Raw genomic sequence first — 15856 nt, 5'->3', positions numbered from 1 at the left:
CACCACGCGGTTGCACAGCCCCATGCGCAGGGCTTCGGCAGATTCCACCTTGCGCCCGGTCAGGATCAGGTCGAGCGCGTGTGACAGCCCGACAAGGCGCGGCAGGCGCACGGTGCCGCCATCGATCAGCGGCACGCCAAAACGGCGGCAGAACACGCCCATGTAAGCGTCCTCCGCCATCACGCGCAGGTCGCACCACAGTGCCAGCTCCATACCGCCGGCCACAGCGGCGCCTTCGATCGCCGCAATCACCGGCTTGGACAGATGCAGGCGACTCGGCCCCATGGGCCCAGGCGGGTGGACCGCATCGGCCGTGAAGTCCAGCGTCTCTGCGAGCGCCTCGGGCGTGACGCCGTCGGCCAGCAGACGCGCGCCCGACTGCAGATCCCAGCCCGCACAAAAATGCCCGCCAGCGCCCTGGAACACCGCCACATTGGCGCTTTCATCGCGCTCAAAGGCCAGAAAGGCCGCATGCAGTGCGCGGGCGGCGTCGGCATCCACCGCGTTGCGCACATCAGGCCGGCGCAATGTCACCAGCGTGACACCGCCTTGCGTTTCAACCTCTACGGACATGCGGCTCTCCTGTGGTCCGGTGCTCAGAACCTGTTCACCCACCCGACGTTACTCCTATTGCGCAGGGTGCAGCGCTGCGTCAATATCCGCCGCTACCCGCTCGCCCACCCCATCAGGGTTAGCCCCGAGTGCGGTATGCACAGCACGCGTGCACCATTATTTATGCAAAGCAATCGCTTTGTAAAAATAATCTGCAGGACCCCGCGCAAGCAACGATGCACCCGGCACATGCCCACAAGGCATACGCCCCGCTCTTACCCGCTTTGCGTATCACTTATTCTGGAGAGCCAGTGTGCAATTTGTGCAACTGTTGATCAGCGGTGTCTCCCAGGGGTGCATCTACGGCCTGATCGCGCTGGGCTTCGTGCTCATCTACAAGGCCACGGAGACCGTGAGCTTCGCCCAGGGCGAACTCATGATGCTCGGCGCCTTCTGCGGGCTGGCACTCATGACGGTGCTGGGCTTTCCCTTCTGGGTGGCCGTGCTCGCCAGCATCCTGGCCATGGGCTGCTTTGGCGTGGTGCTGGAGCGCGCCGTGATCCGTCCCATCCTGGGCCAGCCCGCCTTCTCCATCGTCATGCTCACCATCGGCATCGGCTACGTGCTGCGTGGGCTGGTGACCATGATCCCCAACATCGGCACCGAGACGCACACACTGCCCGTGCCCTACAAGGACCTGTCGTTTCGCCTCGGTGCGCTGGTGCTCAATGCCGAGCAGCTGGTGGTGATCGGCGCCACCGGCGTGTTGTGTGTGCTGCTGTTTGCCATGTTCCGCTACAGCAAGCTGGGCATCGCCATGCAGGCGTCGTCGCAGAACCAGCTGGCCGCCTACTACATGGGCATTCCGGTGCAGCGGCTCAACGGCCTGGCCTGGGGCCTGGCCGCCGCTGTGGCGGCGGTGGCGGGCCTGCTGCTGGCGCCCATTACCTTCGTGCACGCCAATATGGGACTGATCGGCCTCAAGGCCTTCCCGGCCGCCGTGGTCGGTGGGTTCGGTAGCCTGCCGGGCGCCATCGTCGGCGGACTGGTGATCGGCATCGTCGAATCGCTCTCTGGCTTCTATCTGCCCGATGGGTTCAAGGACACGGCCGCGTACATCGTGGTGCTGATCATGCTGATGGTCAAACCCAACGGACTGTTCGGCGAGAAGCTGAGAAAGAAAGTCTGACCCATGCGCTTTCTCTTCAAGACCTCGTACGAGCAAGACATTCGCCTCGCCAAGCATGGCGGGCATGTGTTCTGGTACAGCCTGCTGTGCCTGGCGCTGGTCGCCGCGCCCTGGGTGGCGCCGGAGTACTGGCTGGCGCAGCTCACCTTTGTGCTCATCTACGCCATCGTGGGCCTGGGGCTGATGCTGCTGGCGGGCTTCACCGGCTTGTTCTCGCTGGGGCATGCCGCGTTTCTGGGCGTGGGGGCGTATACGCAGGCCGTGCTCACAGGCATGGGCTGGCCGTTTGCGCTGTCGCTGGCCTGCGCGGCGGGGCTGTCAGCCGCTGTGGGCGTGGTGGTAGGCCTGCCCGCATTGCGCGTCAAGGGCATCTACCTGGGCATGGCCACGCTGTCGTTCGGGTTCATTGTGGAAGAAGTGTTTGCGCGCTGGGAGTCGGTGACTGGCGGCAACTCCGGCAAGCACCTGGTACCGCCACAAATCGCGGGCTACTCGTTCGAGACCACGGAGTCGTTCTACTTTTTGTGCCTCGTGATTGCGGTGGTCAGCACGCTGGCCATCCTGAACCTGCTGCGCTCGCCCACGGGCCGCGCGTTTGTCGCCATCCGTGATTCAGAGATCTCCGCACAGAGCATGGGCATCCACCTCGCGCGCTACAAGACGCTGTCGTTCTCCATATCGGCCGCACTGGCAGGCGTCGGCGGTGCGTTGTACGCGCACAAGCTGCAGTTCATCTCGCCCGACCAGTTCAACATCCTGCAGTCCATCGACCTGCTGCTGATGATCGTGATCGGCGGGCTGGGCTCGGTGCATGGCGCCTTTCTGGGCGCAATTTTCCTGATCTCCATGCCACAGCTCATCTCCCTGGGCAAGGACTGGCTGCCGGACTCCATCGGCCAGTCACCCGGCCTGCAGGCGGTGGTGTACGGCGTCGTGCTGATCGCGTTTGTGCTGTTCGAGCCCATGGGGCTGTATGGCCGCTGGCTCAAGGTGCGCACCTGGCTGCAGATGTTCCCGTTCTACCGCAAGGGCCTGTTCAAGCGGCAGAAATCGTTTCAAAAATCAGATCGCTTGAAATGAAGCACCCCCTGAGTCGCTTCGCGCCTTCCCCCTCTCTCGATTCGCTGCGCGATTCGGGAGGGGAACGCCCCCAGCGCGGCGGGGCGGCCCTTGCGCGGGGGCACTGGCCTCGGTCACGCCAGTCGCAAAGGCTGTGGACGGCATTCAGCACACTGGACCTGTGAAATGACCCCAATTGCTGTACCCATGACTGACGAAATCCTGCTCAGCGCCCAGAACCTCAGTGTGCGCTTTGGCGGCGTGCTCGCGGTCAACAACGTGAGCTTTGACGTGCGCCGTGGCGAGGTGTTCACCCTCATCGGCCCCAACGGCGCGGGCAAGACGACGGTGTTCAACCTGATCAGCCGCATCTACACGCCCACCACCGGCACCATCGCCTATGCGGGCCCGGGCGGGGCCCTGCTGCCATTGACCGACCAGCCGCCGCACAAGGTGGCAGGCCTGGGCATTGCACGCACCTTCCAGAACATCGAACTCTTCGAGCACGCGAGTGTGCTGCACAACCTGCTGATCGGCCGCCACACCCGACAACACAGCAGCCTGTGGGCCGAGATGTTCTTCACGCGCAAGGTGCGTGAAGGCGAAGTTCAGGCCCGGGAGAAGGCCGAGCAGGTCATCGACTTTCTCGACCTGCAGCACTACCGCGACACCATGGTGGCCGGCCTGCCCTACGGCGTGCGCAAGGTGGTGGAGCTGGCACGTGCGCTGTGCACTGAGCCGCAGTTGCTGCTGCTCGACGAGCCCTCGTCGGGCCTGAACGTGGAGGAGACGGACGACATGGCCTTCTGGATCCAGGACATCCAGCACGAGCTGGGCATCACCGTGCTGATGGTAGAGCACGACATGTCGCTGGTCTCCAAGGTATCCGACCGCGTGCTGGCCATGAACCAGGGCGAGGTGGTGGCGATGGGCACGCCGCGCGAGGTGCAGACGCACCCCGGGGTGATCGAGGCGTATCTGGGCACCATCGACGATGTGAGCAACCTGCGCCGCCCGGCGGGGTCCCACATGGGGGTTCGGGCATGAGCGCCACGCCGAGCCGCCCCAAGCAAGCTCGCACCGCAGTGCGCTGCACGGAGGTTTCCTAATGAGCGCCGTACTTGCCGCTACCAGCACACCAGTTGCTGCAGCAGCTGACCAACCCCTGCTGCGCCTGCAGAACGTGGAAAGTGCCTACGGCCCCATCAAGGCCATCCGGGGCGTCAGCCTGCAGGTGCGGCGCGGCGAGATCGCCGCCGTGCTGGGCAGCAACGGCGCGGGCAAGACCACCATCCTGAAGACCATCAGCGGCATCATCGACCCGCGCAAGGGCTCCATCGAATTCGCGGGCGCCGACATCACTGCCAACGACCCGGCAGCGATCGTGCGTCGGGGCCTGATGCACGTGCCCGAGGGGCGCGAGGTGTTCCCGCTGCTCTCGGTGCGCGACAACCTCCTGATGGGAGCCTATACGCGCGCCGACAAGGACGCAGTGGCGCGCGACATCGAAACCGTGTTCGGCTACTTCCCCATCCTGAAGGAGCGCGCCGCGCAGGACGCGGGCCTGCTGTCGGGAGGGCAGCAGCAGATGCTGGCGATCTCGCGCGCGCTCATGGCCAACCCCGAACTCATCCTGCTGGACGAGCCCAGCCTGGGCCTGTCCCCCAAGCTCACCAAGGAGATCTTCGAGATCGTGGTGCGCATCAACCGTGAGCGCGGCACCACCATCCTGCTGGTCGAGCAGAACGCCAACATGGCGCTCAACGCATCGGACTACGGCTATGTGCTGGAGAACGGCCGCATCGTGATGGAAGACAGCTGCGAGCGCCTGCGCGAGAAGGACGACATCAAGGAGTTCTACCTTGGGATGAAAGATGTCGGCGTGCGTGGAGAGCGGCGCTGGAAGAAAAAGAAGACCTGGAGATAAGCGCAAATGTCTAACCTCTGGGACCTCGATCACATCCAGCCCGCAGGCACCGACGTGCTTGCGGGCGACACCATCGCTGCCATGTTCTGGAACGCTGTGGCCGAGCGCGGCCCGCGCGTGTGGATGCGCCAGAAGGAGCTGGGCATCTGGAAGAGCTGGACCTGGGACCAGACGGCGGAAGCCGTGCGGGAGATTGCGGGCGGCCTGATGTCGCTGGGTTTTGCGCCCGGCGAATGTGCATCCATCCTGTCTAACACCAACATCGAATGGGTGCTGGCCGATCTGGCCGTGCTGAGCTGTGGCGGCGTGGCCAATGGCATCTACCCCACTGACGCGGCGGCGCAGGTGCATTACCTGAGCGAAGACTCTCGCACCACCGTGCTGTTTGTGGAAGACGATGAACAGCTCGACAAGGCCCTGGAAGTGCGCAGCAGCCTGCCCCTGCTGCGCAAGGTGGTGGTGTTCGACATGGAAGGCCTGCGCAGTCTGAACGACCCCGATGTGCTGAGCCTGGCCGCCCTGCGCGAGCTGGGCAGGGCCTGGAATGCACAACACCCCGACGCGCTGATGCAGCGCGTCAAGGCCTGCCGACCCGAAGACTTGGCCATCCTGGTCTACACCTCGGGCACCACCGGCAAGCCCAAGGGTGCCATGCACACGCACGCCGCGCTCACCTACACCGTGCGCGGCTACAACACGCTGATCTCGCGCAGCGAGGCGGATGAGACCATGTGTTTTCTGCCCCTGTGCCACATCGCCGAGCGCATGGGGGGCGAATACTTCTCGCTCTACACCGGCGCGCGCCTGAACTTTGTGGAGAACCCCGACACCGTGCCCGAGAACGTGCGCGAGATCGCGCCCACGGTGTTCACCGCCGTGCCGCGGGTATGGGAGAAGTTCTATTCGGGCGTGATGATCGCACTCAAGGAATCCACACGCATGCAGCAGGCGGCCTATGCCTGGTCGATTGGCGTGGGCACCCGCATCGCAGATCGGGTGCTGGCCGGACAGCCGGTGGACGGTTTGCTGAAGGCGCAGTTCATGCTGGCGCGCTTTCTGGCGCTCAACAATGTGCGCAAGCTCATCGGCATCCACCGTGCGCGCTTTCTGGTCACAGGCGCAGCGCCCATTTCGCCCGACCTGGTGAAGTGGTACCTGGCGCTGGGCGTGCCCATGCTGGAGGTGTGGGGCATGACCGAGACCTGCGGCGCCTCCACCGGTGTGCCGGCCAGCCGCATCAAACCCGGCTCCATCGGCCCGGCGGCCAGCTACAACGAGGTGCGCATCGACCCCGCCACGGGAGAAATCCTGGTGCGTGGCCCCAATGTGTTCAAGGGCTACCTCAACCAGCCCGAGAAAACCGCCGAAACCATCGACCCCGAAGGCTGGCTGCACACGGGCGATGTGGGCCTGATCGACGCCGATGGCTACCTTCGCATCACCGACCGCATGAAGGACATCATCATCACGGCGGGCGGCAAGAACATCACGCCGAGCGAGCTGGAGAACGAACTCAAGTTCAGCCCTTACATCACTGATGCGGTGGTGATTGGCGACAAGCTGCCCTACCTCACGGTGATCATCATGATCGACCAGGAGAACGTGGAGAAGTACGCGCAGGATAACGACGTGCCGTTCTCCAACTACGCCAGCCTGACCCGCACGCGCGAGGTGCAGGAGCTGATCCAGGCCGAGATCGACCGCGTCAATGCCAAGTTCGCCCGCGTGGAGCAGATCAAGAAGTTCTTCCTGCTCGACACCCAGCTCACGGCCGAGGATGAAGAGCTGACACCCACCATGAAGCTCAAGCGCAAGCTGGTGCAGCAGAAGTACGCACCGCAGATTGAGGCGATGTACCGGTAGGTGCGCACGTCACGCAACCACAGGCCACGCCCATCAGGATAGGGAAAGTGCTGGTGCCCCACCCCGGGCATCGTTCTATAACGAGCAACCGAGTTCGATCCAACCAAAGGAGACGTGCCATGAAACTTCATCACATTGCCGCGCTGGCCATCGTGGCCATGGCCGGAGGTGCTGCACAGGCGCAGCCCAGCCAGGGCGTGAGCAAGGACACCATCACGCTGGGTTCCATCCAGGATCTGTCCGGCCCGCTGGCGGGCTTTGGCAAGCAGGTGCGGCTGGGCATGATGCTGCGCGTGGACGAGGCCAACGAGCAAGGCGGCGTCAATGGCCGCAAGCTGGACCTGAAGGTGGAAGACTCGGGCTACGACCCCAAGAAAGCCGTGCTGGCCGCGCAGAAGCTCGTGAACCAGGACAAGATCTTCATGATGGTGGCGCACATCGGCACGGCGCAGAACCTGGCCGCCATGCCGGTGCAGTTCAGCAAGAATGTGATCAACTTCTTCCCGGTGACGGCCGCGCGGGAAATGTACGAGCCCTTCCACAAGCTCAAGTATTCGTTTGCCGCCACTTACTACGACCAGATCCGCCTTGCCGCCCCCAAGCTCATCAAGGAAAAGGGCGCCAAGAAGATCTGCACCATCTACCAGGACGATGAATTTGGCCTGGAGGTGATGCGCGGGGGCGAGGCGGCACTCAAGTCCATGGGCATGGACTTCACCGAGAAGACCTCGTACAAGCGCGGCGCTACCGACTTCTCTTCACAGGTCGCCAAAATGAAGTCGTCCGAATGCGACTTCGTGATCCTGGGCACCATCATCCGCGAGACCATCGGCACGATCGGCGAGGCGCGCAAGACAGGCTTCAACCCCACCTTCCTGGGCTCCAGCGCCGCCTACACCGACCTCATCCACAAGCTGGGCGGCAAGCCCATGGATGGGCTGTACGCCACCATGACGGTGCAACACCCCTACCTGGATGAAGCCAGCCAGCCCATCCGTTTCTGGGCCAACAAGTACAAGACCAAGTTCAACGAAGACCCCACCGTGTTCTCGGTCTACGGCTACAACGCCATCGACGCCTTCATCAAGGCGGCCCAGAAGGCGGGCCCCAATCTGAGCACCGACAGCTTCATCAAGGCCATGGACACCATGGTGATTCCGCCCGACATGTTCGGCAGCGCCGAGGGCACCTTTGGCCCACAAAAGCGCCTGGGCAGCGATCTTTCTCGCCTGTCGCAGATCACCGATGGCAAGTGGAAGGTGGTCTCCGACTACGTCAAGCCATGAGCGCCTGACCAGCCTCCTTCAAGCCGCCTTCGGGCGGCTTTTGCGTTTCAGGGGGTGCATCCGGGCTCAGTCGGTGGCAGAATTTAACCAAGCAGTAACTTTGCATAAATAACCTGGTTGCCCCACCATGATCGAACGCACCCTCTTCCAGCCCGACCACCAGGCCTTTGCCGACAGCTTTCGCCGCTTCATCGACAAGGAAGTGACGCCCCACCACGCCGCCTGGGAAGACCAGGGCTATGTGGCGCGCGAGGTGTGGAGCCAGGCGGGCGCCAACGGCTTTCTGTGCATGAGCCTGCCCGAGGAATACGGCGGCGCCGGGGCCGACAAGCTGTACTCGGTGGCGCAGATGGAAGAGCTGGCTCGCGCAGGCACCACGGGCATCGGCTTCGGCCTGCACAGCGAGATCGTGGCGCCGTACATCCTGCACTACGGCACCGAGGCCCAGAAACAGAAGTACCTGCCGCAGATGGCCAGCGGCGCCGTGGTGGGCGCCATCGCCATGAGCGAGCCGGCTGCGGGCAGCGACCTGCAAGGCATCAAGACCACGGCCATCAAAAGTGCGGACGGATCACACTATGTGCTGAACGGCAGCAAGACCTTCATCACCAACGGCTGGCATGCCGACCTGGTGATCGTGGTCGCCAAGACCGACCCGGCGGCCGGGGCCAAGGGCACCAGCCTGTTGCTGGTGGAGCGCGGCATGCCCGGTTTTGAAAAAGGCCAGCGCCTCAAGAAGATGGGCATGAAGGCGCAGGACACGTCCGAGCTGTTCTTCAACGACGTGCAGGTGCCGGTGGACAACTTGCTGGGCGGCCCCGCCATGGAAGGGCGCGGCTTCATCTGCCTGATGGAACAGCTGCCCTGGGAGCGCCTGCAAATCGCCATCACCGCCGTGGCCGCCGCCCAGGCCGCCATTGACTGGACGCTGGACTACGTCAAGCAGCGCAAGGTCTTTGGCCAGAGCGTGGCGTCATTTCAAAACACCCGCCACACCCTGGCCGAGCTGCAAACGCAGGTGCAGGTGGCCCGCGTGTTCGTGGACAAATGCTGTGAACTGATCGTGCGCGATCAGCTCGACACCGAAACCGCCAGCATGGCCAAGTACTGGACGACCGACCTGCAGTGCAAGGTGATGGACGAATGCGTTCAGCTGTTTGGCGGCTACGGCTACATGTGGGAATACCCCATCACCCGCGCCTATGCCGACGCACGCGTGCAGCGCATTTATGGCGGCACCAACGAGATCATGAAAGAAGTGATTGCACGGGCCATGGGCCTGGGCAAATAACGGAATGCACCGCACCGTGAATAACGCAGTGCACGATGCCCTGCACAACGCCCTTCACAACGCACAAGTGGACGCCGAATGCCGCTACAGATACCAGGCGGCGCGGGCCTCTTCGGGGCTGAGCGGCGCACCGGGGCGGCGGTCGGTGACATTCAGCCAGGAGCGCACACCCTGGCTGCCACTCAGCGCACGCATCAGCAGCAAGCCTGCGCCAATGCCGCGAATGGCCGCCGAGCTGCGGCTGGGCGCCATGAAGGCCGCCACCGCCAGCGCACTGGATGCAGCCAGCACGACATGGTGCTCCAGCGCAAACCCTTCGCGCGTGTCGTCGTATTCGATGGCGCTGCGCGCGATGCGCTGCAATGCAGGGGATGTATTTCGTTCCATAACCAGAAATGTAGATAGCAACCGCCGAAAGATAGTGCAAAACCCACTGCACCCGCGTCAGAAAGCACCTTGTAGTGGCGTGAGCCAGCCCAGCTGCTTTACCGCCGCACTGCTTGAAGTTTAGAGAAACCACCGGAGACCATTCATGACCGAAGCCTATGTATTCGATGCGCTGCGCACCCCGCGCGGCAAGGGCAAGAAGGACGGCACCCTGCACGAGGTCAAGCCCATCGACCTGCTGGTGGGCCTGCTGACCGAGCTACAAGCGCGCCACCGCTTTGATACGGCGGCGGTGGACGATGTCGTCATGGGTATCGTCTCGCCCGTGGGCGAGCAGGGCTCGGTTTTACCGAAGGTGGCTGCGCTCAAGGCTGGGTGGGACTTTCGCTGTGCGGGCGTGCAGGTCAACCGCTTCTGCGCATCGGGCCTGGAAGCCGTGAACCTGGCCGCGCAGAAGGTGCGCAGCGGCTGGGAAGACTTGGTGGTGGCGGGCGGCGTGGAGAGCATGAGCCGCGTGCCCATCGGCTCCGACGGCGGCGCCTGGGCGCAAGACCCCGCCACCAACTCCGCCACGCTGTTCGTCCCCCAGGGCATCGGCGCCGACCTGATCGCCACGCTGGACGGCTACACCCGTGCCGATGTGGACGCCTTCGCGCTCGAATCGCAGCGCCGCGCCACCGCCGCGCGCGCAGCGGGCTACTTCAAGAACTCCGTCGTGCCCGTGCGCGACTTCATCGGCCAGACCATCCTGGCCGAAGACGAGTTCATCAAACCCAAGACCACGCTCGAAGGCCTGGGCGCGCTCAAGCCCTCGTTCGAGCAACTGGGCGGCATGGGCTTTGATGCCGTGGCGCTGCAACGCTACCCGCAGGTGGAGCGCATCCACCACGTGCACCACGCGGGCAACTCGTCGGGCATCGTGGACGGTGCCGCTGCCGTGCTCATCGGCAACGAGGCCGCTGCCAAGGCCCACGGCCTCACGCCCCGCGCGCGCATTGTGGCCACGGCGCTCAGCGGGGCCGACCCCACCATCATGCTCACCGGCCCCGTGCCCGCTGCCAAAAAGGCGCTGGCCCGTGCGGGCATGACCATCGACCAGATCGACCTGTTCGAAGTGAACGAGGCCTTCGCCGCAGTGCCCATGCGCTTCATGCGCGAGCTGGGCGTGCCCCACGACAAGGTCAACGTGAACGGCGGCGCCATCGCCATGGGCCACCCGCTGGGCGCCACGGGCGCCATGATCCTCGGCACCCTGATTGACGAGCTGCACCGCCGGGGCCAGCGCTATGGCCTGGCCACGCTGTGCGTGGGCGGCGGCATGGGCATTGCCACCATCGTCGAGCGAATCTGATTGACTGGGAAGGAGACAACAACATGCAAACCATCCGCTACGAACTCATCCCCGCCCAGGGCACCGACGGCGAAGTTGCCGTCATCACGTTTGACGAAACCAACTCCCCCGTCAACACCATGTGCCGCCAGTGGCAGCAAGAGCTGGGCGAGGTCACCGCCCAGGTGCTGGGCGACCGCGAACGCCTGGGCACTGCGCTCAAAGGCATCGTACTGGCATCCGCCAAGACCAGCTTCTTTGCCGGGGCCGACCTCAAGGCCACCATGCGCCTCACGCCCGCCGATGCGCCCAGCGCGTTTGGCGAGATCGAGCGCATGAAAAAGCACTTCCGCACGCTCGAAACGCTGGGCATCCCCGTGGTGGCCTGCCTCAACGGCGCCGCACTGGGCGGCGGCTGGGAAGTCGCCCTGGTGGCCCACTACCGCATCGCCGTGGCCGACCCAAAGATCCAGTTCGGCCTGCCCGAGGTGACGCTGGGCCTGATGCCTGGCGCCACCGGCGTGACCAAGATGACGCGCCTGCTGGGCCTGATGGGCGCGCAACCCTACATCCTGGAGGGCAAGCTCTTCAACCCCGCCGAGGCGCGGGAGCTGCAGCTGGTGCACGAGCTGGTGGCTACGCGCGAGCAACTGCTGCCCGCCGCCCTTGCCCACATCGCCACCCACCCGCACGCCGTGCAGCCGTGGGACGACAAGAACTACAAAATGCCCGGCGGCACGCCCGCCAACCCCAAGATTGCAGGCGCCCTCACCGTCGCGCCCGCCATGCTCAAGAAGACCACGCGCGGCCGCTATCCCGCGCCCGAGGCAGCGCTGGCCGCCATGGTCGAAGGCGCGATGGTGGACTACGACACCGCCCTGCGCATCGAAAGCCGCTACCTCGCCCGCCTGATGACCGGCCCCGTGGCTCGCAACATGATCAACACGTTCTTCTTCGACATGAACGCGATCAAGAGCGGTAAGTCGCGCCCGGGCACGGCCCCGCGCTACACACCCCAAAAGGTCGGCATCCTGGGCGCCGGCATGATGGGCGCAGGCATCGCCTGGGCCCAGGCCAGCCGGGGCATCGCCACCGTGCTCAAAGACGTGAGTGCCGAGAAGGCCGAAGCGGGCAAGGCCTACAGCGCCAAGCTCACGCAAGCTCGCGTGGACAAGGGCCGCATGACGGCCGAGGCGCAGCAAGCGCTGCTGGCGCGCATCACGCCCACCGCCAGCGCGGCCGACCTGGCGGGCTGCGACCTCATCATCGAAGCCGTGTTCGAAAGCCGCGACCTGAAGGCCAAAGTCACGCAAGAGGCCGAGCCGCAATTGGCACCCGGCGGCTTCTTTGCCAGCAACACCTCCACCCTGCCCATCAGCGGCCTGGCCACGGCCAGCAGCAAGCCCGAGAAGTTTGTCGGCATCCACTTCTTCAGCCCGGTGGACAAGATGAAGCTGGTGGAAATCATCCGCGGCAAACAAACGGATGACGAAACCGTGGCCCGCGCCTTCGACTACGTGCAGGCCCTGGGCAAGGTGCCCATCGTGGTCAATGACTCACGCGGCTTCTACACCAGCCGCACCTTCGGCACCTTCGTCATGGAAGGCGCCGCCATGCTGGGCGAAGGCATCCCCGCCGCCGCCATTGAAAACGCCGCCATGCAGGCCGGCCTGCCCGTGGGCCCCCTGGCCGTGCTGGACGAAACCGCGCTGACCCTGAGCGTGCATGTGCTGGACCAGACCCGTGCCGACTACGCGGCCGAAGGCAAAAACTACACCGCCACGCCCGGCGAGCTGCTGGTGGAGCGCATGGTCAAGGAACTGAAGCGCCCCGGCCGCGCCGGTGGCGGCGGTTTTTATGACTACCCCGCAGGCGCCAAGAAGCACCTGTGGCCGGAGCTGAAACCGCTGTTCGAAAAGCCCGGCGTGGAGTGGAGCGTGCAGGAGATTCAGGACCGGCTGCTCTACCGTCAGGCCATCGAGACCGCGCGCTGCCTGGCCGAGGGCGTGCTGACCAGCGTGCATGACGCGAACATCGGGTCGATTTTTGGGATTGGGTTTCCGGCGTGGACGGGAGGGGCGATGCAGTTCGTTTATGGAACGGGTGTTGAGGCGTTCCTGAAGCGTGCGGATGAACTGGCGGCGAAATACGGCTCAGGGTTTGTGTTGGATGCACAGGCACTGAAAGCGATTGAGAAGTTTCAGCCAGCCTATTGATCGCAGGGACGGGCACTCATACAGCAGCCTTCTCTAACCCAATAATCCAAGCATGGCATACACCAGCGACGACTTTGAGTACGGGGCAGTGGCCGTCCTTAGAGGAAAACACAAAGGGTGCATCGGCTACTTCGACGACGATACGGTGCATCGCGGCCGCCGGCAAGCCATCGTTAAGTTCGCACACCCGTTCATCACGCCGTACTATCAGTACATTCCGATTGAGTATCTAGATTCCCCCAATACGCAGCAATTGATGGAGCGATACGAGCTTTTGCTTCGATTGCTTTCTCCTTTCCATGGCCATGAAATTGAGGTAGAAAAGCGCATTCGTTTGCTTGAGGAGTTCTCTTATGTTGGCAGCTTACTAAACGATCGCATGTTTAAGGCGCAATTCGAAAGAAGCCCGAGAGGTGCAAAGATTTTTCTATCGCACTCCTCAGCAGACAAGAGCTTTGTTAAAGGCCTTGCTGTGGATTTAGCCGCCATGGGCCATCAGCCGTGGCTCGATGAGTGGGATATTTTGGCAGGCGAATCTATCGTTGAAAAGGTAAGTGCCGGAATTGACGACTCTGATTTCATCCTGGTAATTCTTTCGAAGAGCGCTATGTCTTCGAAATGGGTCGAGAACGAATGGCAAGCAAAATATTGGGCTGAAGTAACTGAGCGACGAGTCTTAGTTATCCCTGCAGTGATTGAGGAATGCACCATACCAGTACTTCTTCGAGCAAAGAAGTACGTGGATTTCCGGCACGATTACGCCGATGCTTTGGAGGTTCTAGCGAAATCGATTGTGAAGCATCTTGAGCGCGGGGATGTCGGTTAAAAAATCGTTGACGCAGGCCCACCAATGGCCTCGTGCAGAGCAGTCCAGCTGCTTTGGATAGTCGAGTGATGCAGTGGTGGAAGGGGCTGTAACCACACTTTGCCATCACACCGCCTCCGACCAGAGATGCGCCGTTGTCTTCAACATAGGCACAGTGGCGGAGGTCTCTCTCTAAGCCGCCTATAACCCCAACATCCCCCGCGCCTCCTGCGGCGAAGCCACCTCCCGCCCCGCGTTGCGCGCGTACTGCGCCAGCTGTTCAATCAACGGTCCGTTCGAATCCGCCTTGGTCCCATCCGGCAGATAGAACGTGTCTTCCAGACCGCTGCGCAAATGCCCGCCCAGCTCGGCCACGCGCTGGTGCACGGGCCAGATCTCGCTGCGGCCGATAACGGTGGCCTGCCAGGGGGCGTCCTTGATTTTCAGCTTGAGCAAGATGGGCAGCAGATCTGGGTCCGCGGGCATGCCGGATTCGACGCCCATCACAAAGTTGTATTCGGGCAGGCGCTCGGTGTACATGCCGGTCTGCACATACATCTCTACGCAGCGCACGATGCCCACATCAAAGCATTCGAACTCGGGCAGCGTGCCGGTTTCCAGCATCACGTCGATGAAGTCCTTGACCTTGGCGGGCTGGTTGTCGAACAGCATGGGCGGCCAGGCCCAGGTGCCGTTGCTGCGCACCTTCAGGTAGTTGAGCGAGCCAGCGTTGCACGCGGCCATCTCAGGGCGGGTGGCGCGCAGGCAGTCGAGCGGGCCCTGGTAATTGGGGCCGACCACGCCGGTGGTCTGGTTGATGATCAGGCCGGGGCAGGCCTCGCGCATGGCCTGCACGCAGTCGCGCGCCACCTGAGGGTCCCAGCTGGGCAGGTGGCCCTTGCCGGGCTCTTGGTTGCGAAAGTGCACGTGGACGACGGCAGCGCCTGCGTCATAGGCGCGGCGGGCTTCTTTCGCCAATTGCTCGGGCGTGACGGGCACGTGGTGCTGGCCGGGGTCCGTCAGCACGCCGGTGATGGCGCAGGTGATGATGGCTTTGTTGCCGTGGTCGATGCTGTGCATGGTGGCTGTCTCCTTCATTCAAATGCCTAGCTGTTTTGCAGCCAGGTCTTTCATGATTTCTTCCGCACCGCCGCCGATCATCATGACCTTGACCTCGCGGTAGATGCGCTCGCTGACGGTGCCGCGCATGAAGCCCATGCCGCCCAGGATCTGCACGGCCTGGTCGGCGCAGAACTGCATGGTTTGGGTGGCGTGGTTCTTGAGCAGACACACCTGCGCTACCCACTCGGGGCCGGTGCGGCCCGAGTCGGCCTGCGCGGCCACGGACTCACACCATGCAGCGGTGGACTGGATGCGCATCTGCATGTCCACCAGCTTGTGGCGGATGACCTGGTGCTCCACCAGCGCGGCGCCAAAGGTCTTGCGCTGGCGGGCCCAGGCCAGGGCCTCGTCGTAGCAGGCTTCGGCAAAGCCCAGGGCCGATGCGGCCAGGCCAAAACGTTCGCCGTTGAAGTTGGCCATGATGATGCGAAAGCCCGCCCCCTCTTCGCCCAGCAGGTAGCGGGCGGGTACGCGCACGTTGTCAAACCGCAGGTGGGCGGTGTCGGAGCAGAGCCAGCCCATCTTGTCGAGCTTGCTGCGCGACAGGCCTGGGCTGTGGCCGGGGATGAGCAGCATGGAGATGCCTGCGCTGCCCTTGCTGCCAGCGTCGCCAGTGCGCACAGCCACCGTGATCCAGTCCGCGCGCATGCCGGATGTGATGAACACCTTTTCGCCGTTGACGATGTACTCATCGCCCTCGCGCCGCGCTGTGGTTTTGAGCTGGGCTACGTCGGACCCGCCCCCGGGTTCGGTGATCGCCAGTGCGGCAATCTGCTCGCCCGCCAGCACCGGTGGAATGACCTCGGCACGCACCGCGTCGCTGCCATGG

At 63.7% G+C, this 15856-nt stretch carries 14 protein-coding genes; 10 read left to right on the top strand and 4 right to left on the bottom strand.

Annotated elements, in window-relative coordinates; translation table 11 throughout:
• Positions 1 to 573, bottom strand: a 573-nt coding sequence (locus DBR23_RS12770; protein WP_233250434.1) for a crotonase/enoyl-CoA hydratase family protein, incomplete at its 3' end; no start/stop codon positions are given.
• Between the two features lie 292 nt (positions 574 to 865).
• Here DBR23_RS12770 and DBR23_RS12765 point away from each other — a divergent pair.
• From DBR23_RS12765 to DBR23_RS12735, 7 genes are all read left to right on the top strand, one after another.
• Positions 866 to 1741, top strand: coding sequence for a branched-chain amino acid ABC transporter permease (locus DBR23_RS12765; protein ID WP_056059365.1), 876 nt, complete (start codon positions 866 to 868; stop codon positions 1739 to 1741).
• 3 nt (positions 1742 to 1744) lie between these two features.
• Positions 1745 to 2821: a branched-chain amino acid ABC transporter permease gene (locus DBR23_RS12760; protein WP_057229158.1), complete on the top strand. Its 1077-nt coding sequence runs from the start codon at positions 1745 to 1747 to the stop codon at positions 2819 to 2821.
• 186 nt (positions 2822 to 3007) lie between these two features.
• Positions 3008 to 3847: an ABC transporter ATP-binding protein gene (locus DBR23_RS12755; protein WP_108498495.1), complete on the top strand. Its 840-nt coding sequence runs from the start codon at positions 3008 to 3010 to the stop codon at positions 3845 to 3847.
• Positions 3848 to 3908: 61 nt separating this feature from the next.
• Positions 3909 to 4727, top strand: coding sequence for an ABC transporter ATP-binding protein (locus tag DBR23_RS12750; RefSeq protein ID WP_108498494.1), 819 nt, complete (start codon positions 3909 to 3911; stop codon positions 4725 to 4727).
• Between the two features lie 6 nt (positions 4728 to 4733).
• Positions 4734 to 6590, top strand: coding sequence for a long-chain fatty acid--CoA ligase (locus tag DBR23_RS12745; RefSeq protein ID WP_108498493.1), 1857 nt, complete (start codon positions 4734 to 4736; stop codon positions 6588 to 6590).
• Positions 6591 to 6709: 119 nt separating this feature from the next.
• The gene (locus DBR23_RS12740; protein ID WP_057229165.1) at positions 6710 to 7876 is read left to right on the top strand and encodes an ABC transporter substrate-binding protein; all 1167 of its coding nucleotides are present in this window, start codon (positions 6710 to 6712) and stop codon (positions 7874 to 7876) included.
• A gap of 127 nt (positions 7877 to 8003) precedes the next feature.
• Complete coding sequence (locus DBR23_RS12735) at positions 8004 to 9167, top strand: acyl-CoA dehydrogenase family protein (RefSeq protein WP_056059377.1); 1164 nt, start codon at positions 8004 to 8006, stop codon at positions 9165 to 9167.
• A gap of 84 nt (positions 9168 to 9251) precedes the next feature.
• On the opposite strand, the gene DBR23_RS12730 is transcribed toward DBR23_RS12735, so the two are convergent.
• Positions 9252 to 9554, bottom strand: coding sequence for a hypothetical protein (locus DBR23_RS12730; protein WP_225581100.1), 303 nt, complete (start codon positions 9552 to 9554; stop codon positions 9252 to 9254).
• Between the two features lie 145 nt (positions 9555 to 9699).
• Between DBR23_RS12730 and DBR23_RS12725 the strand changes: the two genes are divergently transcribed.
• Genes DBR23_RS12725 through DBR23_RS12715 form a run of 3 tightly spaced genes read left to right on the top strand, consistent with a single transcriptional unit; the run spans position 9700 to position 13926 of the window.
• The gene (locus DBR23_RS12725) at positions 9700 to 10905 is read left to right on the top strand and encodes an acetyl-CoA C-acetyltransferase (RefSeq protein WP_108498492.1); all 1206 of its coding nucleotides are present in this window, start codon (positions 9700 to 9702) and stop codon (positions 10903 to 10905) included.
• A gap of 23 nt (positions 10906 to 10928) precedes the next feature.
• Positions 10929 to 13100 (top strand): 3-hydroxyacyl-CoA dehydrogenase NAD-binding domain-containing protein, encoded by a 2172-nt coding sequence (locus DBR23_RS12720; RefSeq protein ID WP_108498491.1) that lies wholly within the window; start codon positions 10929 to 10931, stop codon positions 13098 to 13100.
• A gap of 52 nt (positions 13101 to 13152) precedes the next feature.
• Entirely contained in the window at positions 13153 to 13926 is a 774-nt protein-coding gene (locus DBR23_RS12715) for a toll/interleukin-1 receptor domain-containing protein (protein WP_108498490.1), read from the top strand.
• 180 nt (positions 13927 to 14106) lie between these two features.
• Here the strand turns inward: DBR23_RS12715 and DBR23_RS12710 are convergent, their stop codons facing one another.
• Both DBR23_RS12710 and DBR23_RS12705 read right to left on the bottom strand, forming a co-directional pair.
• Positions 14107 to 14985: a 3-keto-5-aminohexanoate cleavage protein gene (locus DBR23_RS12710; protein ID WP_108498502.1), complete on the bottom strand. Its 879-nt coding sequence runs from the start codon at positions 14983 to 14985 to the stop codon at positions 14107 to 14109.
• An 18-nt stretch (positions 14986 to 15003) separates the two neighbouring features.
• On the bottom strand, positions 15004 to 15856 hold an 853-nt coding region (locus DBR23_RS12705), incomplete at its 5' end, for an acyl-CoA dehydrogenase family protein (RefSeq protein ID WP_233250433.1).

Origin of the sequence: Acidovorax sp. HMWF018, assembly GCF_003061035.1 — a bacterium.
Taxonomy (GTDB): Bacteria; Pseudomonadota; Gammaproteobacteria; order Burkholderiales; family Burkholderiaceae_C; genus Acidovorax; species Acidovorax delafieldii.
Note: the sequence above shows the minus strand (reverse complement) of the source record. Positions and strands in the feature narration are given on the sequence as shown.

Coding starts and splice junctions, on each gene's coding strand:
- DBR23_RS12740 (WP_057229165.1), top strand. CDS start 6,710: ATGAAACTTCATCACATTGCCGCGCTGGCCATCGTGGCCATGGCCGGA.
- DBR23_RS12730 (WP_225581100.1), bottom strand. CDS start 9,554: ATGGAACGAAATACATCCCCTGCATTGCAGCGCATCGCGCGCAGCGCC.
- DBR23_RS12755 (WP_108498495.1), top strand. CDS start 3,008: ATGACTGACGAAATCCTGCTCAGCGCCCAGAACCTCAGTGTGCGCTTT.
- DBR23_RS12720 (WP_108498491.1), top strand. CDS start 10,929: ATGCAAACCATCCGCTACGAACTCATCCCCGCCCAGGGCACCGACGGC.
- DBR23_RS12750 (WP_108498494.1), top strand. CDS start 3,909: ATGAGCGCCGTACTTGCCGCTACCAGCACACCAGTTGCTGCAGCAGCT.
- DBR23_RS12715 (WP_108498490.1), top strand. CDS start 13,153: ATGGCATACACCAGCGACGACTTTGAGTACGGGGCAGTGGCCGTCCTT.
- DBR23_RS12745 (WP_108498493.1), top strand. CDS start 4,734: ATGTCTAACCTCTGGGACCTCGATCACATCCAGCCCGCAGGCACCGAC.
- DBR23_RS12725 (WP_108498492.1), top strand. CDS start 9,700: ATGACCGAAGCCTATGTATTCGATGCGCTGCGCACCCCGCGCGGCAAG.
- DBR23_RS12710 (WP_108498502.1), bottom strand. CDS start 14,985: ATGCACAGCATCGACCACGGCAACAAAGCCATCATCACCTGCGCCATC.
- DBR23_RS12760 (WP_057229158.1), top strand. CDS start 1,745: ATGCGCTTTCTCTTCAAGACCTCGTACGAGCAAGACATTCGCCTCGCC.
- DBR23_RS12735 (WP_056059377.1), top strand. CDS start 8,004: ATGATCGAACGCACCCTCTTCCAGCCCGACCACCAGGCCTTTGCCGAC.